This window comes from Pseudooceanicola aquaeponti (genome assembly GCF_050897975.1).
Classification (GTDB): domain Bacteria; phylum Pseudomonadota; class Alphaproteobacteria; order Rhodobacterales; family Rhodobacteraceae; genus Pseudooceanicola.
Genome location: NZ_JBPAXY010000005.1, coordinates 331871 through 356001 on the forward strand (window position 1 = coordinate 331871; position 24131 = coordinate 356001).

Annotated in this window: 23 protein-coding genes; 16 read left to right on the top strand and 7 right to left on the bottom strand. The window is 68.8% G+C overall.

All coding sequences use genetic code 11. The features are described from left to right. Positions 1-23 precede the first annotated feature (23 nt). Positions 24-800: a Crp/Fnr family transcriptional regulator gene (locus ACRARE_RS14075; RefSeq protein ID WP_432657080.1), complete on the bottom strand. Its 777-nt coding sequence runs from the start codon at positions 798-800 to the stop codon at positions 24-26. Positions 801-898: 98 nt separating this feature from the next. Next, positions 899-2110, bottom strand: a complete 1212-nt coding sequence (locus ACRARE_RS14080) for a TsoY family (seleno)protein (protein ID WP_432657081.1) — start codon at positions 2108-2110, stop codon at positions 899-901. Positions 2111-2402: 292 nt separating this feature from the next. Between ACRARE_RS14080 and pepT the strand changes: the two genes are divergently transcribed. Next, entirely contained in the window at positions 2403-3641 is a 1239-nt protein-coding gene (pepT, locus tag ACRARE_RS14085) for a peptidase T (RefSeq protein WP_432657082.1), read from the top strand. Positions 3642-3748: 107 nt separating this feature from the next. On the opposite strand, the gene ACRARE_RS14090 is transcribed toward pepT, so the two are convergent. Together ACRARE_RS14090 and ACRARE_RS14095 are read right to left on the bottom strand one after the other, a co-directional pair. Further along, the gene (locus ACRARE_RS14090; RefSeq protein WP_432657083.1) at positions 3749-4942 is read right to left on the bottom strand and encodes a PQQ-dependent sugar dehydrogenase; all 1194 of its coding nucleotides are present in this window, start codon (positions 4940-4942) and stop codon (positions 3749-3751) included. 241 nt (positions 4943-5183) lie between these two features. Continuing rightward, positions 5184-5825, bottom strand: a complete 642-nt coding sequence (locus ACRARE_RS14095) for a redoxin domain-containing protein (RefSeq protein ID WP_432657084.1) — start codon at positions 5823-5825, stop codon at positions 5184-5186. Between the two features lie 247 nt (positions 5826-6072). On the opposite strand from ACRARE_RS14095, the gene alr reads away from it, so the two are divergent. From alr to dgt, 15 genes are all read left to right on the top strand, one after another. Continuing rightward, positions 6073-7122, top strand: coding sequence for an alanine racemase (gene alr / locus ACRARE_RS14100; RefSeq protein WP_432657085.1), 1050 nt, complete (start codon positions 6073-6075; stop codon positions 7120-7122). A 73-nt stretch (positions 7123-7195) separates the two neighbouring features. Further along, on the top strand, positions 7196-7921 hold the full coding sequence (locus tag ACRARE_RS14105; RefSeq protein WP_432657247.1) for an MlaE family ABC transporter permease: 726 nt from the start codon (positions 7196-7198) through the stop codon (positions 7919-7921). Further along, complete coding sequence (locus tag ACRARE_RS14110; protein ID WP_432657086.1) at positions 7918-8664, top strand: ABC transporter ATP-binding protein; 747 nt, start codon at positions 7918-7920, stop codon at positions 8662-8664. The genes ACRARE_RS14105 and ACRARE_RS14110 overlap by 4 nt, the downstream gene beginning before the upstream one ends. Positions 8665-8756: 92 nt before the next feature. Continuing rightward, positions 8757-9158: a hypothetical protein gene (locus ACRARE_RS14115; protein ID WP_432657087.1), complete on the top strand. Its 402-nt coding sequence runs from the start codon at positions 8757-8759 to the stop codon at positions 9156-9158. Next, the gene (locus tag ACRARE_RS14120) at positions 9155-9637 is read left to right on the top strand and encodes a paraquat-inducible protein A (RefSeq protein ID WP_432657088.1); all 483 of its coding nucleotides are present in this window, start codon (positions 9155-9157) and stop codon (positions 9635-9637) included. Before ACRARE_RS14115 ends, ACRARE_RS14120 begins: the two co-directional genes overlap by 4 nt. Positions 9638-9853: 216 nt before the next feature. Further along, positions 9854-11221, top strand: a complete 1368-nt coding sequence (gene radA / locus ACRARE_RS14125) for a DNA repair protein RadA (RefSeq protein ID WP_432657089.1) — start codon at positions 9854-9856, stop codon at positions 11219-11221. Between the two features lie 71 nt (positions 11222-11292). Continuing rightward, complete coding sequence (locus ACRARE_RS14130; RefSeq protein WP_432657090.1) at positions 11293-11853, top strand: CvpA family protein; 561 nt, start codon at positions 11293-11295, stop codon at positions 11851-11853. Positions 11854-12041: 188 nt separating this feature from the next. Continuing rightward, on the top strand, positions 12042-13544 hold the full coding sequence (gene purF, locus ACRARE_RS14135) for an amidophosphoribosyltransferase (protein ID WP_432657091.1): 1503 nt from the start codon (positions 12042-12044) through the stop codon (positions 13542-13544). Between the two features lie 602 nt (positions 13545-14146). Further along, a complete protein-coding gene (locus tag ACRARE_RS14140; RefSeq protein ID WP_432657092.1) occupies positions 14147-14680 on the top strand; it encodes a DUF2199 domain-containing protein in 534 nt (177 codons plus the stop codon). 152 nt (positions 14681-14832) lie between these two features. Beyond that, positions 14833-15087: a hypothetical protein gene (locus ACRARE_RS14145; RefSeq protein WP_432657093.1), complete on the top strand. Its 255-nt coding sequence runs from the start codon at positions 14833-14835 to the stop codon at positions 15085-15087. 90 nt (positions 15088-15177) lie between these two features. Continuing rightward, complete coding sequence (locus tag ACRARE_RS14150; protein WP_432657094.1) at positions 15178-15834, top strand: SDR family NAD(P)-dependent oxidoreductase; 657 nt, start codon at positions 15178-15180, stop codon at positions 15832-15834. A 421-nt stretch (positions 15835-16255) separates the two neighbouring features. Continuing rightward, the gene (surE, locus tag ACRARE_RS14155; RefSeq protein WP_432657095.1) at positions 16256-17038 is read left to right on the top strand and encodes a 5'/3'-nucleotidase SurE; all 783 of its coding nucleotides are present in this window, start codon (positions 16256-16258) and stop codon (positions 17036-17038) included. A 100-nt stretch (positions 17039-17138) separates the two neighbouring features. After that, complete coding sequence (locus tag ACRARE_RS14160) at positions 17139-17792, top strand: protein-L-isoaspartate(D-aspartate) O-methyltransferase (protein WP_432657096.1); 654 nt, start codon at positions 17139-17141, stop codon at positions 17790-17792. Between the two features lie 156 nt (positions 17793-17948). Beyond that, positions 17949-19157 carry a peptidoglycan DD-metalloendopeptidase family protein gene (locus ACRARE_RS14165; RefSeq protein ID WP_432657097.1) on the top strand — a complete coding sequence of 403 codons (1209 nt, stop codon included), beginning with the start codon at positions 17949-17951 and terminating at the stop codon, positions 19155-19157. Positions 19158-19258: 101 nt separating this feature from the next. Next, positions 19259-20611: a dGTP triphosphohydrolase gene (gene dgt, locus ACRARE_RS14170; protein WP_432657098.1), complete on the top strand. Its 1353-nt coding sequence runs from the start codon at positions 19259-19261 to the stop codon at positions 20609-20611. A 4-nt stretch (positions 20612-20615) separates the two neighbouring features. On the opposite strand, the gene ACRARE_RS14175 is transcribed toward dgt, so the two are convergent. From ACRARE_RS14175 to tatC, 3 genes are all read right to left on the bottom strand, one after another. Further along, the gene (locus ACRARE_RS14175; RefSeq protein WP_432657099.1) at positions 20616-22250 is read right to left on the bottom strand and encodes a caspase family protein; all 1635 of its coding nucleotides are present in this window, start codon (positions 22248-22250) and stop codon (positions 20616-20618) included. A gap of 84 nt (positions 22251-22334) precedes the next feature. Further along, the gene (locus tag ACRARE_RS14180) at positions 22335-23174 is read right to left on the bottom strand and encodes an ATP-binding protein (protein WP_432657100.1); all 840 of its coding nucleotides are present in this window, start codon (positions 23172-23174) and stop codon (positions 22335-22337) included. A gap of 21 nt (positions 23175-23195) precedes the next feature. After that, positions 23196-24110 (bottom strand): twin-arginine translocase subunit TatC, encoded by a 915-nt coding sequence (gene tatC, locus ACRARE_RS14185; RefSeq protein ID WP_432657101.1) that lies wholly within the window; start codon positions 24108-24110, stop codon positions 23196-23198. Positions 24111-24131: the final 21 nt, after the last annotated feature.

Genomic DNA, 24131 nt, shown 5'->3' on the forward strand with positions numbered 1-24131 from the left:
GGCGCTGGCCTCCCGCTGGCGCGTCACGTCGTGCGGGCGGGCGCCTCGGCGCCGGCCCAGGCGGCCTCTCCTCGGGCCACCCGGCTCAGGGCGGCAGCGCCGGTTACCCGGATGCGCCCACGCCCCTGTTCGATCCAGCCCCGCGCCGCGAAATCCCGCAGCCGCCGCGAGATCACCTCGCGCGCGGTCACCAGATCGGCGGCCATGGCCTGATGTGTGGTCTCTACCGCATCTTTTCGCATATGTGCCAGCAGCCATTCGGCCACACGTTGATCCATGCTGCGGGTGACCGGCCCCGCGACGCGCTGGAAGAAATAGGGCAAACGCCGTGCATGTTGGGCGAAAAGGGCCTGGCGAAAGGTGGCATCCTCGGCCACGAGGCGACGGAACGCCGCAGGATCCAGCTCCAGCCAGCGGGTCCGTTCAAGGCAATGGGCGGTGACCGACAGCCCGGTGTCCGACAGGATGGCGGCGGTGACCGGCATACAGTCCTGCCCTGCGCTGGCCCGGCATTCGGCCATCGGCACCAGGCGGTTGCGGGTGCGGAAACGCACCGAGATCCGCCCCGAGATCAGCAGCACGAAGGCCCGCGGCGCCCCGTGCCAGCGGAAGGCCTGCGCCCCCGCCCCGGCGCTGCGCTGGCGCCCGCCCGCCCGGCGCACGGCGCGCACCAGCCGCTCGGCCACGGCACGGGCGGCTTCGGGGCAGTCCGGCCGGGGTGCGGGCGGGCCGGTCAACACCGGCACGGGCATATCGGACCTGGGATGGGGGGCTCCGGGCAGGTCGGGACCAAACGGCATCGGATCAACTCCTCTGGGCGGGATCGCAACGGGAAAGCCCCGCCCGGGGCGCAAGGCCCGGACGGGGTCGTCTTTTCAGGCAGGGCGCGGGCCGCCCCTCATTCCGCGGGCACCTGCGCCGGGGTCTGCCGGATCAGAAAGTGGCGGCGGTTCAGCACCACCAGCAGCACGATCATCGACAGCTGCAAGGCCAGGGCCACGGCGCTCAGCGCCCAGTAGGCAGTGCCGAACTTGGCAATCATCCCGGCGGCGACCAGCCCCTTGTTGATCCAGAAGTGCATCAGCACCGACAGGGCCACACCGGGGCAGATCAGCGCGTAGGAGCCGACCGAGGTCTCGGACCCGGTGATGAAGCGGCGGATATAGCCGGTGGCCGACAGGATCGTCAGGCCGAAGAGGGTGAAGCCCACCTGCACCGACAGCGCCCGGGTCAGGAAGACCAGCATGTCCGCCGGGGTCGAATGGCCGCCGAAATGGACGTGCAGGGCATGATCCAGACGCACCAGCAGGATCGACAGGACGGTCACCATGGGCACCACGATCAGCAGCGTCGGCGCCTGTTCCACGGCCACCCCATGTTCCAGCATCGAGCGCACACCCAGCACCAGCTTCACCGCCGCGTAGATCACCGCAATCACCAGGAAGAAGCTGGCCAGCACCAGCGCGATCCCGGCGGTGGCCTTGGACGTGCTCATCGCGGCCGGGGCGGCCAGACCGACGCCCACCATCGACAGGGCAAAGGCCGGCAGCAGTTGCGACAGCGAGTTGTTGGCCTTCCAGTCAAAGCCGCCATGGCCGATCACCCGCACCACGTAACGCCCAACCTGGCGCAGCGCCAGCACGCCCACGGCGGCAAAGGCGATCAGGGCCAGCGGGAAGAGATACTCGACCACGCCCCAGAGGCCGGGCACGAAAACCAGACCCAGGATGAACAGACCGTTGATCGACATGGCCAGCGCCAGCGGCAGCGCGGTCATCTGGGTCTGCCCCTGCCCGGCGGCCAGCGCCGCGCCCCCCTCGGAGCGCAGGAAGGGGCCGGTGCGCCGCAGGTTCCAGACCAGCAGGTAAAGGTTCATCGCGGCAAAGACGGCGATCCCGGCCAGCGCCAGGTAGATCGTCGCCGAGAACAGCGGGCTTGCGGTGGCCAGAGCCGCCTGGATGTCCTCAAAGACGGGCACCGGTTGGCCCGGGTGTTTCACCCAGAACATCAGATACATGAAAAAGGTCACGGCCAGACCACCGGCCCCGACCGAAGCCAGGAAATACAGCGGCGACCAGCGATCTGCGGGACGGGTCACTTGCGGTTTCATCGGATCCTCCATTGGATATCTGATCCAACGATACGCCCCTTTCGCGCGCCCCTCAGTGACATGGTCACCAAGGCGGGATTATCCCGCAACCCCCTGAAATATTGAATACTTCAGATCGAAACCCCGCCCGCGCATCCGGGCGCCCCACCCCTTGCTCCATTCGATGGCCAAAAATACTCCGGGGGGAGTCGCCCCTGGCGACGGGGGGCAGCGCCCTCCCCTTGCCGCCCTCTGCCGCCTTGACACTCCGGCGCCGCCGCCCAACCCTTCGCGCGAACCGAAGGAGTCCCCCATGTCGCCCAAATTCGCCCCCGATCTGGAAACCCGCCTGACCCGCTACTGCGCCGTCGACAGCCAGTCCGACGCCAGCTCGCCCTCCTCGCCCAGCACCGAGATCCAGTGGGACATGATCCGCCTGCTGGAGGCCGAGCTGCGCGAGATCGGCGCCGAGGATGTCGAGGTGACCGATTACGGCGCCGTTCTGGCCACCGTGCCCGGCACCGTGCCCGGACCGACCGTGGGCTTCTGCGCCCATTTCGACACCGCGCCGCAGTACAATGCGACGAACGTCAAACCCCGCGTCATCCGGGGCTACAACGGCGGCGACATCACCTACCCCGATGCGCCCGAGCTGGTGCTGTCGCCCAGGGATTTCCCCTATCTCGGCGAAAAGCAGGGCCATGACATCGTCACCGCCTCGGGCCTGACGCTTCTGGGGGGCGACGACAAGGCGGGCATCGCCATCATCATGACGGCGGCCAAGCACCTGATCGACCATCCCGAGATCGCCCGCCCCAGGCTGCGCATCGCCTTCACCCCGGACGAAGAGATCGGCCGCGGCGTGGACCAACGCCTGCCCAAGGATTTCGCCTGCGACTTCGCCTATACCTATGACGGCGCCGAGGTCGGCGAGGTGATCTACGAGACCTTCTCGGCCGACATCGCCCATGTCACGGTCACCGGCGTGTCGATCCACCCCGGCCATGCCACCGGCAAGCTGGTCTCGGCGATCCAGCTGGCGTCGAAGATCATCTCGGCCCTGCCCGCCCATACGATGACCCCCGACACCACCTCGGGGCGCGAGGGGTTCATCCACTGCACCGACATGGTGGGCGACGCCGCCGAGATGAAACTGACCTTCATCCTGCGCGATTTCGAACGCGACGGGCTGGCGCAGAAGGGCGAGATCCTGAGCCAGATCTGCGCGGCCATCGGCGCCTCGGAACCCCGCGCCCGGATCACCTGCGAGATCACCGAGCAGTACCGCAACATGCGCTACTGGCTGGAAAACGACATGACCCCGGTCGAGCTGGCCCGCGATGCGGCAAGCGACCTGGGGGTCGAGGTGATCTCGACCCCGATCCGCGGCGGCACCGACGGCTCGCGGCTGACCGAAATGGGGGTGCCGACGCCGAACCTCTTTACCGGGATGCAATGCATCCACGGGCCGCTGGAATGGATCTCGGTCCAGGACATGGAGGTGGCGACCCAGCTGATGCTGCAAATCGCCGCAAAGGCCGCGTCGAAATAAGCGCCGCGCGCAGGTCCGAAGCCATTCGGCCCAGGGAAAACGGAAAGCCGGGCGGGACAGGTTCCGCCCGGCTTTCGCGTCAGTTTACCCGCCTCAATCAGCCCGCCTCAATCTGCCGGTGTCAGGCGCAGCAGCGCGCCGTTGGCGGCATCGGTCAGGATCATCACCGCGCCATCGGCGGCCACATCCACGTCGCGCACCCGTCCCTGGCCCATCAGATAGCGGGCCTCGCCGATGACCCGGGTGCCCTCCAGTTCCAGCCGCACCAGGGCCTGCCCCGCCAGGGCGCCCACCAGCAGGCTGTCCTGCCAGTCGGCAAACATGTCGCCCTCGTAGAAGGCCATGCCCGAGGGCGAAATCACCGGATCCCAATAGTACAGCGGCTGCTGCATCTCGGGCGAGGCCGTCTCGCCGTTGCCGATGGGACGGCCGCTGTAGTCGAGGCCATAGGTGATCACCGGCCAGCCATAGTTGCCGCCCGGCTCGGGCCGGTTCAGCTCGTCACCGCCGCGCGGCCCGTGTTCGATCGTCCAAAGCGCCCCGTTGGGCCCCATGGCGGCGGCCTGGATGTTGCGGTGGCCCAGCGACCAGACCTCGGGCGCCCCGCCCTTGATCCGCGGATTGCCGGGCATGGCGCCACCCATGGGGTCGATCCGCAGCACCTTGCCCAGATGGGTCGCGGGGTCCTGCGCCAACTGGCGCGGCTCTGGCAGGGACCGTTCGCCGGTGGTGACGAAAAGCGCGCCCGAGCCGTCAAAGACCAGGCGAGAGCCATAGTGCAGGGTCGAGGCCCAGCCGGGCATCTGGCGGAAGATCACCTCGACCTCCTCCATCGTGCCGTCATCGCCCGACAGCACCCCGGTGGCGACGGCGGTCCCGGTCTCGCCCCCCTCGCGCGGCTCGGCATAGCTCCACCAGACGCGGCGGGTTTCGGCGAAATCGTCCCGCACCTGGACGTCCAGCAGCCCCCCCTGACGGCGGGCATCGACCGCAGGCAGCCCCGCAACAGGCGGCGAAACCGCGCCCTCGGGGGTGACGATGCGCAGCCGCCCCGGGCGTTCGGTCACCAGCCAGCGGCCATCGGGCAGCTGATCCATGCCCCAGGGATGTTCCAGCCCGTCGAGGATGACTTCCCGATCCAGGGTCAGATCCTCTTCCAGCACCGGCGCGCGGGTCTGGCCCTCGAAGGCAGGTTGCTGGTCGGGGGCATTGGGGGGCGCCGCGTTGAAATCCTGCGCGGCGGCAGGGGTCGCCAGGGCCAGGCTCAGCAGGGCGGCGACGGAGGGGCGGGACAGGCTCATGGCGGGCTCCTCAAAGGGTCTGACGGGGCGGGCTCGGGTGTGGCGCGCCTATCGCTTTCCCCCAGAGACCTAACCCCCACCGCCCCCTTGTCGAGGCGCAGGGCCCGGGCGCACGCCCTCGTGTCCGGCCGTGATCCGGCCGCACGGCGACGCGCAACTCTTCGACACGGCCCGGCGCGGAAAAGGAGCCGACGGATCTCCAACGGCCCCGACAGGCAATGTTTTCAGGATCTCCGGCGCCTCAATACCCGCCGGCGGCCTTCGCATCCTGCTCTTCGTAGAAGCCGCGCGCCGCATCCAGAGTGCGCAAAAGCTCTTCGCTCGACCGGGTGATATAGAGGGGATATTCGAACAACATGCTGACCCGCAGCTTGGGGTCGATGATGATCGTCTTGCGGATGGCCGAGTTTTCGATCTCCAGCGGGTGGATCATGCCGAAGGTCGAGGTCAGCACGCCCTCGGGGTCGGACATGATCGGCACGCCCACCTTGTAGCCCATGCGCAGCGAGGTTTCATGGCGCCAGCGGTTCAACTCTTCCACCGTGTTGCGCGCCAGGCCCAGGATCCGCACCCCCTCGCGGCGCAGATCGTCCTGCATGGCCGCCAGCCCGCCCAACTCGCGGGTGCAGGTTTCCGAGAAGGCATCGGCGATACTGAAGAAGATCGTCCAGTGGCCGCTGGTATAGGGGTGAAAGGTGATCCGCCCTTCGGTCGACAGGCCCGAGAAATTGGGGAAATACTCGCCGATCCGGGGGGTCCATTTCGCCGCCGCCGTATAGGCCCTCGGCACCTCGACCCAGGTGTCGGATTTCTGCGGCATTTGCTGTGGCACGATTCGTCTGGGCCGTACCTCGGCCACGGGCTTTCTGAAATTCTTTAACATTCTGTCTCTTTACGATTCTGACGACCGTTTCCCGGCCACACGTTCCCTAATTGATACGCTTACTGATCATGGGAGGCTGAATTTGGGGTAAATTGTGGTGACTTGTGGGCCAGTCCCCTGTCCGCACCGTCAGGGCGGCCCCGGGCGCGCGCCCGGTCCGGATCGGGCCGCGCCTGGCACGGGCCGCACCTGGCCTGCGCCGCTTTTCCCCCTTGCCTCCGCCCGCGCGGAGGCCCAAGAAAAGGGCATGACCACCTCTCGCCTTCATATTGATCTCGACGCGCTCCGGGCCAACTGGCGCGCGCTGGACGCCCTGTCGGGGCCGGATGTCGAATCCGGCGCCGTGGTAAAAGCCAACGGATACGGCCTTGGCGCCGCGCCCGTTTCCCGTGCCCTGGCCGAGGCCGGCGCCCGGACCTTCTTTGTCGCCGCCGCCGAGGAAGGCCTGGCCGTGCGCGAGGCCCTGGGCCCCGGCCCGGCGATCCACGTCTTTTCCGGCCATATGGAGGGCGACACCGATCTGCTGGCCCAGGCCGGGCTGACGCCGATGCTGAACTCGGTCGAGCAATACCGCCGCCACCGCCAGGCCCTGCCCGAGGCGCCCTTCGGGATCCAGCTGGACAGCGGCATGAACCGGCTGGGGCTGGAGCCCGCCGACTGGGCCGCCCTGCGCGACGAGGTGCTGCCCCTGGGGCCTGCGCTGGTCATGTCGCACCTGGCCTGCGCCGATGAGCCCGACCACCCGATGAACCGCCAACAGCTGAGCGCCTTCCGCGAGATGACGGCGGGCGTCGAGGCGCCCAAGTCCCTGTCGGCCACCGGCGGGATCCTGCTGGGCCCCGACTATCACTTCCAGGTCACCCGCCCCGGCTGCGGCATGTATGGCGGCCTGCCCTATGCCGAGGCCCAGCCGGTGGTGCATCTGGACCTGCCGGTGATCCAGACCCGGCAGATCGAAACCGGCGAGTCGGTGGGCTATGGCAATGCCTGGGTCGCCGCGCGCCCCTCTACCATCGCCACCGTGGCCGCCGGTTACGCCGACGGGCTGCACCGTCTGATGGCCCCGGGCACCCAGCTTTACGCCGGAGAGACCGCCTGCCCGCTGGTCGGTCGCATCTCGATGGACCTGATCACCGTCGACGTCACCGACCTGGCCGAGGTGCCCGACTATCTGGCGCTGCTGAACGCGGTGCAGGGGGTCGACGCGCTGGCCGCCAACGAGGGCACCATCGGCTACGAGATCCTGACCTCGCTCGGCGGGCGCTATGCGCGCAGCTTCACCGGGGCCACGGCCTGAGATGAGCGCCCGCGCCTCCCTTCCCGCGCGCCTTCTGGGCGGCATCGGCGGCGCCGTGCTGGGCCTTCTGGCGATGCTCGGGCGGCTGACGCTGTTTGCGCTGTCCTTTTTCCGCCACCTGGCCACCCCGCCCTTCTACGGGCGCGAGTTCCTGGTGGCCCTTGGCAATATCGGCTGGCTGTCGCTGCCGGTGGTGGGCATGACCGCCTTCTTCACCGGCGGCGCGCTAGCACTTCAGATCTACGCCGGCGGCTCGCGTTTCGACGCCCAGGCGGTGGTGCCGCAGATCGTGGCGCTCGGCATGGTGCGCGAATTGGGCCCGGTGCTTGTGGGCCTGATGATCGCGGCGCGGGTCACCTCCTCGATCGCCGCCGAGATCGCCACCATGAAGGTGACCGAGCAGATCGACGCCCTGGTCACCCTCTCGACCCACCCGATGAAATACCTGACCGTGCCGCGGGTGCTGGCCGGGCTGATCGTGGTGCCGCTTCTGGTGGGGCTGGGGGATGTGATCGGCATCCTGGGCGGCTTTACCGTGGGGGTCAAATCCCTGGGCTTCAACCCGGCGGTCTATATCCGCAACACCTGGGATTTCCTGGAACCGCTCGACGTGATCTCCTCGCTGGTCAAGGGCGTGGCCTTCGGCTTCATCGCCACCCTGATGGGCTGCTACGCGGGGATGCGGTCGGGGCGCGGCGCCCAGGGCGTGGGCCAGGCCACCAAATCCTCGGTCGAAAGCGCCTCGGTGCTGATCCTGACGGCCAACTTCATCCTGACGGGGGTCTTCTTCTCGGTATGATCCAGCTGGAAAACCTTCAGAAAAGCTTTGGCCCCCACCAGGTTCTGGCCGGTGTCGACCTGGCCGTGCCGCGCGGGCGCTCGATGGTGATCATCGGCGGATCGGGCAGCGGCAAGTCGGTGCTGCTGAAATGCATCCTGGGGCTGGAGACGCCCGACGGCGGCCGGATCCTGGTGGATGGGCAGGACGCCACGAAGGGCGACCGCGACGCCTTCCTGGCGCGCTTCGGGATGCTGTTTCAGGGCGCGGCCCTCTTCGACAGCCTGCCGGTCTGGCAGAACGTGGCCTTCCGCCTGCTGCGCGGCGCGCTGAAACGCCCCCGGGCCGAGGCGCGCGAGATCGCCATCGAGAAACTGCGCCGCGTCGGCCTGTCGCCCGATGTCGCCGACAAGTTCCCGGCCGAACTGTCCGGCGGGATGCAGAAACGCGTCGGCCTGGCCCGTGCCATCGCCGCCGAGCCGCAGATCATCTTCTTCGACGAGCCGACCACCGGGCTGGACCCGATCATGGCGGGCGTCATCGACGACCTGATCCGCCAGATCACCGCCGAGATGGGCGCCACGGCACTGACCATCACCCATGACATGGGCTCGGTCCGCGCCATCGCCGACGAGGTGGCGATGCTGCACGGGGGCAAGATCCGCTGGACCGGGCCGGTGGCGGATCTGGATGCCTCGGGCGATCCTTACGTCGAGCAATTCATCACCGGCTCGGCCACCGGCCCGATCGCCGCACTACGCTAGGCGCGCAGGCGGGTCTGCGTCTTTGGCGGCTTTCCCCCGCCCCGGCCCGGCGCTACCTATGGCGCCATCGGCAAGAATAGGAGCGTGATCCGATGCATCTTCCCGGTCTCACCGAAGGCGCCATCCACGGCTGGGCCTGGGCCGCGGCCCTGCTGATCTGGACGATCCCGATCCTGGCCTCGATCTCTCTCTGGCAGCGGCTGCACGCCCATGAGGCGGGCGAGGGCTTTCGCCTCGGGCTGATCGCCGGGGTCCTGTGGGTGATCTGGGCGCTGATCTGGACCCTGGGTCTGCGCCCTGCGGTGCTGCACCCGCCGCTTGGCACGCTGATCACGCTGGGGCTGGCGGTCTCGGTGCTGTGGGACTGGGCGCGCAACCTGCCCCATGCGCGCTGGCGCGCGGCGGACGGGATGACCATCGTGCTGCTAGTGGCGCTGCTGGCGGTGCTGCTCTGGGGCTGGGCCTTCGGCCCCACGCCCAGGCCCGCCGCATGACACCTCCGCCCACGCCCCGGACGCTAATCGCGGCCAACCTGGCGCTGCTGATCCTCTTTCCCCTGTCCTGGGCCGCACCACTGCTGCGTGCGGGCCTGCTGCCCCTCTTCGGCCTGTCGGAAATCTCGGTCCTGTCGGGGCTGGCCTCGCTCTGGCGCGACACGCCCCTGCTGGCGCTGGTGGTGGCGCTGTTTGCGCTGATCTTTCCGCTGGCCAAGACCCTGGGACTGGCGGCGATCCAGCTGGGCTGGCTGGCGCCGCGACACCTGGGGCTGATCACGGGGCTGGGCAAGCTGGCCATGGCCGATGTCTTTCTGATCGCGCTTTACGTGACCCTGGCCAAGGGGATCGGCGTCGGTCGGGTGGAAACCGCCTGGGGGCTCTGGCTTTTCACCGCCTGCGTGTTGGCCTCGCTGGGGCTGTCGCATCTGACCGCGCGGCGGCTGAAAGCGCAGGCGGGGGGCGCTGCCCCCCTTTGAGCCCTCGCGGGCTCAATTCCCCCCCGGGATATTTCTGGCAATGAGAAGCACAAGGGCCGGGGCTTTCAGGTGTCCCCCCTACCTTTCTCATTGCCAAAAATATCCCCACCGGAGGCATCGGTCGTCAGGCCGATACCCCCTCACCGCAAACGCGACGATCCCCTTTTGTTCACATCGCCCCTTGCCCGGGCGCGCCGCCTCGGGCAGAACTTGCCCATGGCAAAACCGATGACCACCTTCTCCTGCTCCGAATGCGGCGCCACCTCGTCCAAATGGTCGGGGCGCTGCGAAGCCTGCGGCGCCTGGAACTCGATCACCGAGGATGTCCCCCTGTCCACCGGTCCCAAGGGCAAGGGGCTGGGAGCGATGCGCGGCAAGAAGGTCGCGCTGAGCGATCTGTCGGCGCGCGAGACACCGCCACCGCGCACCTCGTCGGGGCTGGATGAGCTGGACCGGGTGCTGGGTGGCGGCCTGGTGCCCGCCTCGGCCGTTCTGGTGGGGGGCGATCCGGGCATCGGCAAATCCACCCTGCTGTTGCAGGCCGCCGCCGCCTTCGCGGGCCAGGGACTGAAGACCTTCTATATCTCGGGCGAAGAGGCCTCGGCCCAGGTGCGGATGCGCGCCGCCCGGCTGGGGCTGGAAAACGCGCCGGTGAAACTGGGCGCCGATACGTCGCTGCGCGACATCCTGACCACCCTGGACGACGAACGCCCCGACCTGGTGATCATCGACTCGATCCAGACCATGTGGTCCGACACCGTCGACAGCGCCCCCGGTTCCGTCAGCCAGGTCCGCGCCGCCGCCCATGAGCTGACCACCTTCGCCAAGCGCCGCGGCGCCGCCGTGATCCTGGTGGGCCATGTCACCAAGGAGGGCCAGATCGCCGGCCCCCGCGTGGTCGAGCATATGGTCGACACGGTGCTTTATTTCGAGGGCGAGCGCGGCCACCAGTTCCGCATCCTGCGGGCGGTGAAGAACCGTTTCGGCCCCGCCGATGAGATCGGCGTCTTCGAGATGACCGGCGGCGGCCTGTCGGAAGTGTCGAACCCCTCGGCCCTGTTCATGGGCGAGCGCGGCCAGCCCAGCCCCGGATCGGTGGTTTTTGCGGGCATCGAGGGCACCCGCCCCGTGCTGGTCGAGATCCAGGCCCTGGTCGCCCCCTCGCCGCACAGCCAGGCGCGGCGCGCCACCGTGGGCTGGGACGGCGGGCGCCTGGCCACCATCCTTGCCGTGCTCGAGGCGCGCTGCGGCATCCCCTTTGCCGGGCTCGACGTCTATCTGAACGTCGCGGGCGGCATGAAGGTCAGCGAACCCGCCGCCGATCTGGCCGTCGCCGCCGCCCTGCTGTCGGCCCGCGAAGACAGCGCCCTGCCCGCCGATTGCGTCGTCTTCGGAGAGATTTCGCTGTCGGGTGCCCTGCGACCCGTGGGCCAGACCGAAAACAGGTTGAAAGAGGCGGCGAAACTTGGTTTCTCGTCCGCGATCGCCCCCTCGGGGGGTAAACCCGGTGGCGATCAGGGGCTGCGTCTGATGCAAATGGGCGATCTGACCAGCTTCGTCGGAGAGGTTTTCGGCGCCGGTTGAGGCGCTAACACCCTGGGATCGTTCGCCAAAGGCGGTCCTGCGCAGAAATAGCAAGGCGGGGACGCAGGCGTATGGAAGGTTTCACTCTGATCGACGGAATCGTCGCGGCGGTCATCCTGCTGTCGGCCATCCTGGCCTATGCGCGCGGGTTCGTGCGCGAGGGCCTGGCCATTCTGGGCTGGATCGTCGCCGCCGTCGTGGCCTTCGTCTTTGCGCCGCAGCTGCAGCCGCTGATGAAGGAAATCCCGGTGATCGGGGAATACCTGGGCGACAGCTGCGAGTTGACCATCATCGCGGCCTTCGGGGTGATCTTCGCCCTGGCGCTGGCGGTGGCCTCGCTCTTCACCCCGGCCTTCGCCTCTGTGGTGCAACGCAGCTTCCTCGGCGGCATCGACCAGGCGGCCGGGTTCCTGTTCGGCGTCGCGCGCGGCGTGCTGCTGGTGGCTCTGGCCTTCTTCGTCTATCAGACCATGCTGACCAGCCAGGCGGTGCCGATGGTCGACGACTCGCGCTCGGCCGTTGTCTTCGACAAGCTGACCAACAAGATCGAAAGCGAAGACCCCGAGCGCGCCCTGGGCTGGATCACCGCGAAATACGAAGAACTGGCCTCGACCTGCACCGCCGCAGAGTGAGGCGCCGGGCGCGGCCTGGCCGCGCCATTTCCCCCTCGGGGCCGGCCCGCCATGGACTGACACAAGATTCCATGTGATCCTTTCGTGACACTTCGCGCCGCCCGGCGTAAGAGGGGCGCGACGGAATGACCGGATTCGGAGCATCTCCCTTGCAGCCCAAGCCCTCAGCCCAGGACGTCGCTTATCAGATGACCAAGGCCCGCAACGCCCCCCCCGCCTCGCTTGCCGCCCAGAAACGGTTCCTTGCCCACCCCTTCGACGACGACAAGCTGAAGGAGGAATGCGGCATCTTCGGCGTCACCGGCGTGACCGATGCGGCCAACTTCGTCGCCCTCGGCCTGCACGCCCTGCAACACCGGGGCCAGGAGGCGGGCGGCATCGTCTGCCACCATCCCGAACACGGGTTCAACTCTGCCCGCCGCTTCGGCTATGTGCGCGACAACTTCACCAGCCAGGACGTGATGCAGACCCTGCCGGGGCCGCTGGCCATCGGCCATGTGCGCTATTCCACCGCTGGCAAGAAGGCCGCGGTGATCCGCGACGTGCAGCCGTTTTTCGGCGAGTTTTCAAGGGGTGGCGCGGCGATTGCCCATAACGGCAACATCACCAATGCCGACGCCCTGCGCCGCGAGCTGATCGAGCGCGGCTCGATCTTCCAAAGCTCCAGCGACAGCGAATGCATCATCCACCTGATGGCGCGCTCGCTGCAAAAGGACATCCCGTCGCGCATGGAAGATGCCCTGCGCCGGGTCGAAGGGGCCTTCTCGGTCATCGCCATGACCCGGACCAAGCTGATCGGGGTGCGCGACCCGCTGGGGGTGCGTCCGCTGGTGCTGGGCAAGGTGGCCGACGGCTATTGCCTCAGTTCGGAAACCTGTGCGCTCGACATCATCGGCGCCGAACTGGTGCGCGAGGTGAAGCCGGGCGAGATGGTGATCATCACCGAAGATGGCCAGCTGGAAAGCCGGATGCCCTTCCGCCCGCAACCGTCGAAGTTCTGCATCTTCGAACATGTCTATTTCTCGCGCCCCGATTCGATCATCGGCGGGCGCTCGGTCTATGAAACCCGCCGCCAGATCGGCGTGGAACTGGCCAAGGAAAGCCCGGTCGAGGCCGATATCGTCTGCCCGGTGCCCGACAGCGGCACCCCGGCGGCCATCGGCTTCAGCCAGGAAAGCGGCATCCCCTATGCCATGGGGATCATCCGCAACCAGTACATGGGCCGGACCTTCATCGAACCGACCGAGCAGATCCGCAACATGGGCGTGCGGCTGAAGCTGAACGTGAACCGCGCGCTGATCAAGGGCAAGCGGGTGATCCTGGTGGACGACAGCGTGGTGCGCGGCACCACCTCGCGCAAGATCAAGGAGATGATCCTGGATGCGGGCGCCGCCGAGGTGCACTTCCGTATCGCCTCTCCGCCCACGGCCTGGCCCTGCTTCTACGGGGTCGACACGCCCGAGCGCGAGAAGCTGCTGGCGGCCACCATGTCCGAGGATGAGATGCGCGAGCATCTGGCGGTGGACAGCCTGAAGTTCATCTCGCTGGACGGTCTTTACCGCGCGGCGGGCGAAGCGGCGGGCCGCGACAACAGCTGCCCGCAGTATTGCGACGCCTGTTTCTCGGGCGAATACCCGGTGGCGCCCTCGGACCAGATCGAGAAGGGCTTCCAGCTGAAGGCGGCCGAGTAACACCGGCCCGGCCTTGGATCTCAAGAGGCAGCCCCCGGGCTGCCTTTTTTCATGCCCGCGCCTTGCCCGGACCAAGCCGCCGACATCGCCCCGTAAGGCGGGGTTCACCCCCACGCGCCCAGGGTCAAACCGCACCAAACCTTCGCCATTCCCCCTTAGGGCGGGGATCCCCCCGCCAAACGTCCCACCCCCACAAAGACAGCTGCGCGCGCAGCTGTCTTCCCGCACCACCGTCCCCGCTACCCCGCCCGGGGCGCAAAGCGGCCCGGGCCGCGCCCGTCCGCCCCCTCGGGCGGGCGCGATGCGCCCTCCCGCGGACGGGCCCGCCCCTCAGCGCAGCGCGCCACGTCACCTGCCTGTTGCCGAAACCCGGCCCAGGGCATCTGCGTTTTGCCCAGCTCCCGCGGGGCTCCGCCCGTTCGCCCCTGAAACGCTCTCCCAGAGCGTTTCCATGCCGGGGCTCTCCCCCTGAAACGCTCTCCCAGAGCGTTTCCATGCCGGGGCTCACCCCCTGAAACGCTCCCCCGGACCGTTTCCAAACCGGGGCTCTCCCCCTCCCCGCCCCGACCTGCTACACCTGCGGCAACAGAAAGGACCCGCTCATGTCTCTGCTCGCCCTTGATGCCCGCTGGCGCCGCCTCCAGGACAAGTTCGGCGGGGTCTTCGACATCGGCTTCGACATGCCCGACGCCTGGCCCCATGCGGAACCGGACGACGAGACCCCCGAGGTGGTGGCAGGCCCCGACCGCCTGGCGCCCGAGCTGTGCCGCCTGGGCGACAGCCGCTTCCTGCATGTGATCCTGCCCCTGCCCATCCGGGGCGCGGAAGAGACGCTGTTCCTCGCCCCCTGGGCCGAGGTGGCGGCGGCCACCTTCTATGGCTACCTCGACCATATCGCCGATGGCGCCCCCTTCGTGGCCGCCGAGGGCAAGCTGGCCAATGACCTGCCGCTCTTCCCGGGCAGCCTCTCCGCGCCTGTGTCCCTGCAACCGGGCGGCGACGGGGCGCGGCCGCTGCTGCTGGCCAGCGACGGCCCCCTGGCCGAGGCCCAGGACGCGGGGATTTCCTTCGATCAGCTTCTGGATCTCTACACCGCCACCGGCCACGACATCCGCCCGCAGCTTTCCGCCGACTAGGCGGCCCGGCGCCTGCCCCTCGGCGGCGCCCCGCACGGGCCCAGACCGCCGCCCGGCACCGGGCCGCCGATGGCGCGCCGGGTCGCTGCCCCCTCTTTGCCGGACCCCGCCCGCCGTGGCAAAGGCGCGCCCGTCCCGCAAGGAGAGGATCCATGACCGACGCCCCCCAAAGCCCGGCCGCTGCCGCCACCCAGCCCGACCGCCTGCCGCTGCGCGAACTGACCCTGATCGGCACCAGGACCGGTGGCCCCACGCCCGAGGCCCTGCTGCGCCTGCCCGGCGGCAAGATCACCCGCGCGCGGCCCGGCGACGAGGTCGCGGGCCTGCGCATCGCCGCCATCGCCCCGGGCGAGGTGCATGTGCTGCAACGCGGAGAAAGCTACCGCCTGCTGCTGCCCGGCAGCTGACCCCGCCGCGCCCGCCCGCGCGATCCGCCGCAGCCCAGGCCCACCCGTGCCCCCTTGACCGGCGCCCGCAAAAGCCCCACACCCCCGCCCATGGAACAGACCGAAAAGACCTCCGTCGCGCTGGTGACCGGCGCCTCCCGTGGCCTTGGCGCGGCGCTCGCGCTGGAACTGGCGCGCGACCACCATGTGGTCGCTGTGGCCCGCACCGTGGGCGGGCTGGAAGAGCTCGACGACCGGATCAAGGCCATCGGCGGCTCGGCCACCCTGGCGCCCATGGACATCTGCCTGCCCGAGGCGATGGCCCAGCTCTGCCGCTCGATCTACGACCGCTGGGGATCCGTGGCGGTCTGGGCCCATGCGGCGATCCATGCCGCGCCCCTGACGCCCGCCTCGCATGTGGACGCCAAGGACTGGTCCAAGTCGGTGGCCACCAATGTCAGCGCCATGGGCCACCTGGTGCCCTATATCGCGCCGCTTCTGGGCCAGACCGGCCGGGCGCTGTTCTTCGATGACCCGCAGGCGCCCGCGGCCAAGTTCTTTGCCTCCTACGGCGCCACCAAGGCCGCGCAGATCGCCATGGCGCGCTCCTGGGCGGCGGAGACGGTCAACACCGGCCCCCAGGTCCATGTGCTGACACCGAACCCCATGCCCACGGCCACCCGGGCACGCTTCTTCCCCGGCGAAGACCGCGCGCCCCTGGCCGACCCCGGCGCCGAGGCCCGCCGCCTGCTGGCCGAAATCGCCTGAGCGGATATCGCCCTGCCGGGCGATGCCTCCGGCGGGGATTTTTTTGGCAATGAGAAAGGCAAGGGGCCGGCACCTGAAAGCCCCAACGTTCCCCGGCTGCCAACGTCGGCCAACCGGGCGCCGCGCTCTTGCTGGCGGACTTTTCAACCGGGGTGCCGCCTGGACTTTTCTGCACTCGCCCCTCTCTTCTCATTGCCAGAAATATCCCGGGGGGAATTGAGCCACAGGCGAAAGGGGGGCAGAGCCCCCTCCCTTTCTATTTGTCGCCATAGCGCGAGCGGAGGGAAACAGAGCCCCCGCCCCGCTCTCCCTGTCGCCCCCGGGCGACGGCCCGGCGCTGCCGCCTCGCGACGGCTTGCCCCTCTGTCCCCCCTCCCCTATGCAGGGCGCAATCCAGGCGGCCAGGGGGCGGACGAACGACATGCGCATTCTCATCACCAATGACGACGGTATCAACGCACCGGGGCTGAAGGTCCTGGAGGGCATCGCCGCCGAACTGGCAGGCCCCGAAGGCGAGGTCTGGGTCGTGGCGCCTGCCTTCGAGCAGTCGGGCGTGGCTCATTGCATCTCTTACGCCCATCCCACGATGATCTCGGAGATGGGCCCGCGCCGCTTCGCCGCCGAGGGCTCGCCCGCCGACTGCGTGCTGGCCGGCGTCCATGACGTGCTGGCGGGCCAGACCATCGACCTGGTGCTTTCGGGGGTGAACCGGGGCAACAACTCGGGCGAGAACGCGGTCTATTCCGGCACCCTGGGCGGCGCCATGGAAGGCGCCTTGCAGGGGCTGACCGCCATGGCCCTGTCGCAGTACTACGGCCCCGCCAACTATCAGCTCGACAACCCCTTCGAGGCCGCCGCCCAGCATGGCGCCGAGGTGGTGCGCAAGGTGCTGACCCGGCACCAGCCCGTCTCGGGCAGCTACAACACCTTCTACAACATCAACTTCCCCGCCCAGCCCGCCTCGGGCGTGAAGGGTGTGCGGGTCGTGCCCCAGGGCTACCGCCCCGAGACGCGCTTTTCCGTCACTCCGCAGACCTCGCCCTCGGGGCGGCGCTTCCTCTGGGCCAAGGGCGGCGATCAGCACAGCCCCGCCACCCCCGGCGGTGACGTGGATGCCAACATGGCAGGCTATATCTCGGTGACGCCGATGCGGGCGGATCTGACGGCCCATGACCTGCTGGAGGGCCTTCGCGCCATCGAATAGGCGCTGCCCCCTTCCCCTACGGCCCGGTTTGGGCAATCCTCTGCCGACCCCGTGCCCCACGCCGACCAGAGGAGAGCGCCGGACGGACCGGCCGACCCGCATGAGCGATAACGACATTTCCATCGCGGAAAGAAAGATGCAGTTCCTCTTCGCGCTCCGCTCCCGCGGGGTGACCGACAAACGCGTGCTGGAAGCCATGGAGAAGGTCGATCGCGGCGCCTTCATCCGGGGCATCTTCGCCGATCGCGCCTATGAAGACATGCCGCTGCCCATTGCCTGCGGTCAGACCATCTCGCAGCCGTCTGTGGTGGCTCTGATGACCCAGGCGCTGAACGTGCAGCCGCGCGACAAGGTGCTGGAGGTCGGCACCGGATCCGGCTACCAGGCGGCGGTGCTGTCGCATCTGGCGCGCCGGGTCTACACGGTCGACCGCCACCCGCGCCTGGTGCGCGAGGCCAAGCAGGTGATCGACGCCCTGGGCCTGGTCAATGTGACCACTTTCGCCGCCGACGGCTCTTTCGGGCTGCCCGATCAGGCGCCCTTTGATCGCATTCTCGTGACCGCCGCCGCCGAAGACCCGCCGGGGCCGCTCTTGGCTCAGCTGAAACCGGGGGGTATCATGGTGCTGCCCGTGGGCCAGTCGGACCACGTGCAAAGCCTGATCCGGGTGCGCAAGACCGAGACGGGCCTGGACTACGACGAACTGCGCCCCGTCCGCTTCGTGCCGCTGGTCGAGGGGATGGGCAAGGACTGAACCGACTGAAGACCCGGGGACCGCGCCAGGCGCGCCCCCCCGACACCGCCGCCGGAGCCAGCCGGCGCCATGGGCCCCCAAGGGTCCGCGCGATACTCCGGCCGCAGACCGGAGGGGACAGGCCCCGCCAGGGGCGCACGGATGAGGATCGAACAGATGACCGGACAGAAACGCAGCCCGGCCCGCCTTCTCGCGGCCACCTGCCTGCTGGCCGTTGCGGCCGGATGCACCTTTGACAGCGACCTGCGCAGCGGGTTCGACACCTTCTCGACCCGCGATGCGGCGCTGAACGCCTCGGCGCCCCGGCCCGCGCCGGACAATCGCGGCATCATCTCCTACCCCAACTACCAGGTCGCCGTGGCGCGCCGCGACGATCGGGTGGGCGACGTGGCCCTGCGCATCGGCACCGACCCGGCAGAACTGGCCCGCTACAACGGGCTGGAGGTGGACAGCCGCCTGCGCGAGGGCGAGATCCTGGCCCTGCCCACCCGGGTGGCCGAACCCTCGCCCGCCACCGGTGCGGCAGGCACCGGCCCGATCCTGCCTCCGGGCGCCGTGGACATCACCGCCATGGCGGGCTCTGCCATCGACCGCGCCTCGGGCAACGAGATCGCGGTGGCCACCCTTCCCCCCAGCACCCCTGGCGAGCCCGCCCGCCAGGTCGGCAACGAGCCGGTCCGCCACCGCGTCCAGCGCGGCGAGACGGCCTATACCATCGCCCGCCTCTACGGCGTCTCGGTGCGCGCCCTGTCGGACTGGAACGGGCTGGACAGCCAGTTCACCATCCGCGAGGGCCAGTATCTGCTGATCCCGCTGGTGGCCGCCGACGGCAGCCTGTCGAACCGCAGCGCCGTGGTCGAGGAACCGGGCGCCGGATCGGCCACGCCCGTGCCGCCCTCGGCCTCGCAGCCCCTGCCCGAGGAACGCCCCGTATCGCAGGAAGAGGCGCGCCAGCAGGCCGCCCAGGCCCGCGAGGATCTGGCGCCCGACCTCTCGTCCGAGCAGGCCGCCGCCACGACCACCTTCGACTATCCCCTGCGCGGGCGCATCATCCGCGATTACGAGAAGGGCCGCAGCGACGGCATCGACCTGGCCGCCGATCCCGGCAGCGCGGTCAAGGCGGCGGGCTCTGGCTCTGTCGCGGCGATCATCGAGGATACCGACAAGCGCTCGGTCATCGTGATCAAGCATGACGACAACCTGCTGACCCTCTATTCCAACGTCGCGGGCATTGCCGTGGCCAAGGGCGACAGCGTCAGCCGGGGCCAGCGCATCGCCAGCCTGCCCAGCGGATCGGATGCCTATCTGCACTTCGAGGTGCGGCGCGGGCTCGAGACGGTGGACCCGAAAGACTACCTGCCCTGATCCAGGCCCCTCCGGCCCATCGGAGGGATCAGCGGGCCCGGGTCCTGCCCGGGCCCGGCGGCAGGCCCCATCATGCAAGCGATCCAGGAAGGCGGCAGGCGATGAAGTGGACGGAGCTTCTGTCGGAAGAACGGCTGGGCGACAGCGCCTATCGCGCGCCCCCGGGGCGCCCGGCGGCGGTGCAGGATTACGACCGGATCGTCTTTTCCGAACCCTTCCGGCGGCTGGCCAACAAGACCCAGGTGCACCCGCTATACCATCACGACCATATCCATCACCGGCTGATCCATTCCATCGAGGTGGCCAGCGTCGGCCGGTCGCTGTCGATGGGTATCGGCGCCCGGCTGGTGGCGCGGGGCGAACTGCCGCCCGGGGGCGAATACGCCCTGTCCAACGTGGTGCAGGCGGCCTGCGTCGCCCATGACATCGGCAACCCGCCCTTCGGCCATTCCGGCGAGGAAAGCATCGGCAACTGGTTCGGCGAACGCTTTGCCCAAGGGCGCGGCCTTTTCGGCGATCTGGACCCGGCGCTGCAACAGCAGTTCATCGACTTCGAGGGCAATGCCCAGGGCTTTCGCATCCTGACCCGGCTGGAAATGTATCGCGGGCGCGGCGGGATGCGGCTGTCAAAGGCGGTTCTGGGGGCCTTCAGCAAGTACCCCGTCACCGCCGCCACCCGCGCCGCCCTGCCCGAGGCCACCCGCAAAAGCTATGCCGGGTTGAAGAAATTCGGGGTCTTCGCCGCCGAGGCCGCCTATTTCGCCGAGGCCGCCGAGGCCCTGGGCCTGCCCCGCGAAGGGCTGCCTCATGCCCCCTGGTGGCGCCGCCACCCGCTGGTGCTGGTGGTCGAGGCCGCCGATGACATCTGCTACAACATCGTCGATCTGGAAGACGGCTTTACCACCGGCGATCTGCGCTATGACGAGGTGCGCGTGCCGCTGGAGGCGCTGATCGGCGGCGACCCGAAGCCGCGCCGCGAGGGGCAAAGCGAGGCCGAACATGTGGCCACCCTGCGCGCCGTGGCCATCGGTCAGGCACTGGAGGCCTGCACCCAGGCCTTCGACAGCCACTATGACGCGATCATGGCGGGCAGCTTCTCTGACGCGCTGATCGACGCCTCGGACCGGGCGGCAGAGTTTGCCGCGATCAAGGATCTGGCGCGCAGTCGCCTGTTCACCTCGCCCCGCAAGACGGAACTGGAGGTGTCGGGCCGACGCATCGTGCAGAACGTCATGTCGGGCGTCTGGCCGGTCTACGAGGCGTTGGCGGCGGCGGGCTGGCAGGCCGAGGGGCTGCCGGGGCCGATGCAGCAGCTGTGCCGGGCGCTGGACCTGGACCTGCGCGAGGTGACCGACGCCGAGAGCGCCCTGCACGGGCTGGCCGATTTCACCTCTGGCATGACCGACCGCTACGCGCTGCGCATCGCGCAGATGCTGTCGGGCACGGGCAGCTAGGGCCTCAGCAGCGGATCCAGCGCGCCACCTTCCAGCTGACCCAGCCGGTGCCATATTGCGTGCGCACCTGATGCCAGTCGCCCTGCACCGGGCCCAGCATCTCCATCGCCGTGCCAGAGGGCATATTGGCAATCGTCTGCCCCCGGGTCGGCGCCGTGCGCAGCGACAGCCAGGCATCCGGCGGGCGCACGTCATCCACGTAGCAGACGCGATAGCGCGGGGTCAGCGCCTCGATCCGCTGCTGTGCGGCGGCGCGGAAACTGCCCTGGGGATAGGCCCCCAGGTAATCGCGATAGGCCTCGGCCGTGCCGATCCGCTGCGCCGCGTCCCAGGCGCTGGCATCGGCGGCCCGCGACAGCTCGGCCTCGCGCAGGGTGATGAACTGCGCCGCCAGCCGCGCCTCGGCGGTGCCCGGATAGCGGGCGGCGAAATCGCGGTAGGCGTCGATACTGTCGATCTGCTGGACCACCTGCCAGTCCCCCAGCATGGCGGCGCTGGCCGCCTCGGCCTCCAGCTGGGCGATCAGCGTCCGCGCCTCGGCGGCATGGGCGCCCTGGGGATAGCTTTGCAGGTACTGGCGGTAGTGGAAGGGGGTGTGACGGGCGCGCATCTCGGCCCAGAAGGCCCCTTCGACATCGGGGATCACCACCGGGGCCGGGGCAGCGGCGGGCGCCGAGGCCACGGGCTGCGCCTCTGGCCCGGTGCAGACCGCCTCGCCGCCGCGCAGGACCGAGGCCAGACAGAATTCACGCCGGGGGGCGCGGGAATAGTCCAGCTCCTGCTCCATCGAGGGATCCTGGCTGCGGCTGCCATTGGTGCCCTCGCGCGCCAGGGCCGCCACGCGACCGTTCAACAGGGGATGCAGGTCGCGCAGGCGGATGGCGGGATTGGCCGACAGCTCGCTGACCAGGACGCGGGTGTAAAGCGACAGGTTCACCTCGTCCCCGTCCGAGGCCAGCCGCGCGATGCTTTCCTGCCCGCGCTTGGCGGAATAGAAGATCGCCGTGCCATCGACCCGGGCGGGCACGAAACTGTCGGCGCCGCCCACGCTTTTGCGCGCGTCGGGATCGACGGCGAAGGGGGCATTGCGGCAGGCGTCGTAGAAGACCACGATCCCCGCCGGATCGACCGATTTCAGGATGTCCAGCACCGCGCTTTCCAGCGGCAGCGCGCGGCGCTTGAATATCTGCTGGCGCAGGGCCACGGCGGTGGTGCCGACGTTGGGATCCATGTCCACCGGCACCAGGTAGTTCTGCGGGTCGCCCTCGAAGGTCAGCCCGTGACCCGAGTAATAGACCACCACCGTGGCGTCCGGGCGCAGCCGGCCCGCGAAGAGCAGCACCTCTTCCTCCAGCCGGTCGCGGTCGAGGTTCTCCAGCAGCGCCACATTGCCCTGCGGATAACCCATACCCAGGAACAGCCGCTGCATGGCGCGGGCGTCGTTGGCGGTGACCGCCAGATCGCTGATCGCCTCGGCGTCATAGGCGGAATTGGCGATGATCAGGGCATAGGAATTGGCGCTGGCCTCGGGCGCCACCTCGCCGCGCACGGCGACCTCGGCGAAGTTCTTCATCAGCGGTTGCGCCAGGGCGGGCGCGGCCAGCAGGCCAAGGCAAAGGGCGGTAAGCAGGCGCAGCATGAGGATCCCCCGGATCGGCCCCATAGAGGGCTGTCGGGGCAAGCCTGCCGTGCGGCCCGGGCTGCGTCAACCGGGGCGCGCGGGTCAGCCCAGGGAAAGCCCGTGCCGACCGGCCAGATCCAGGAAGAACTGCCAGGCCACCCGGCCCGAGCGTGCCCCGCGTGTCGCCTGCCATTCGATGGCCTCGGCGCGCAGCGTCTCCGGGTCGACGGACAGGCCATGAGCGGCGCAATAGCCGTCGATCATCGCCAGATACTCGTCCTGGTCGCAGGGGTGGAAGCCCAGCCAGAGGCCGAAGCGATCCGACAGCGACACTTTCTCTTCGACCGCCTCGCCCGGGTTGATGGCCGAGCTACGCTCGTTCTCGATCATGTCGCGGGGCATCAGGTGGCGGCGGTTCGAGGTAGCGTAGAACAGCACGTTCTCGGGGCGCCCGGCGATGCCGCCGTCCAGCACGGCCTTCAGCGACTTGTAATGCTGGTCGTCATGGGAAAACGACAGGTCGTCGCAGAACAGCAGGAAGCGATGGCCGCTACCCGCCAACAGAGACAGCAGGCGGCTGACCGAGGGCAGATCCTCGCGTTGCAGCTCGATGATCTTCAGGGGCAGGCCCTGGCGCAGCACCTCGGCATGAACCGCCTTCACCAGCGAGGATTTCCCCATCCCGCGAGAGCCCCAGAGAAGCGCGTTGTTGGCGCCGAAGCCGCGGGCGAATTGCAGGGTGTTGGCCAGCAGGGTGTCGCGCGACCGGTCAATGCCGACCAGCAGCGACAGATCCACCCGAGAGACGCGGGCAATGGGTTCCAGCCGTTCCGGGGCGGTGTGCCAGACAAAGGCATCGGCACTGTCCAGATCCGGGGCCTCCAGCGGCGCGGGCGCCATGCGTTCCAGCGCCGCGGCGATGCGCGGCAGGTCTTCGGTCATGCTCTCCCCCCCAGGGTCGTCTTACTTCTGCTCTTCGGCCTCGGCCTCGTCCTCGGCGCCCTTGCCGTGGAGATCCTCATCCCACAGGCCCTCGGCCTTCAGATAGGCCTCGCGCTTTTTCTCGACCCGCTGCACCAGCCAGATGGAAATCTCATAAAGGCCGTAAACCACCACGAATAGCACCACCTGGGTGACCACATCGGGCGGGGTGACCAGGGCGGCCAGGACCAAGATGCCGACGATGGCGTATTTGCGCACGTCCTTCAGCCCCTCGGCGCTGACCAGACCGGCCTTGCCCATCAGGGTCAGCAGCACCGGCAGCTGGAAGCACAGGCCGAAGGCCACGATCATCTTCAGGGTGATGTCCAGGCTTTCGTTGACCTTGCCGTTGAAGACGATGTCGATGCCCGAGCTTTGCACCGCATCGCCGACGCTGTCGGCCCCGGTGGCCAGCGCGGCCACCAGCGAGGGCACATCGGCGAAGCCCAGGAAGAAGGTCATCGCCATCGGCACCACGACATATTGCGCGAAGGCCGCGCCCATCAGGAACAGCACCGGCGAGGCGATGAGGAAGGGCAGGAAGGCGGATTTCTCGTTCTTGTAAAGGCCCGGGGCGACGAAGCGCCACATCTGGTGGCCGATCACCGGGAAGGACAGGACCAGCCCGCCCACCATCGAGATCCGCACCAGGGTAAAGAAGTATTCCTGCGGCGCGGTGTACTGCATCACCGGGTTCGGGTTGCCAAGCGCGCGCATGGTCTTTTCGATCGGCACCAGCAGGAAATCCAGGACCTGCCCGCCGATGGAGAAGCAGATCATCATGGCCACGACAAAGGCCAGGACGCAGCGGATCAACCGCGTGCGCAACTCGGCCAGGTGTTCGATCAGCGGCGCAGAGCTGTCTTCAAGCTCGTCCTGCTCGATCTGGTCAGCCATGGATGCGGTTCCTCGTCAATG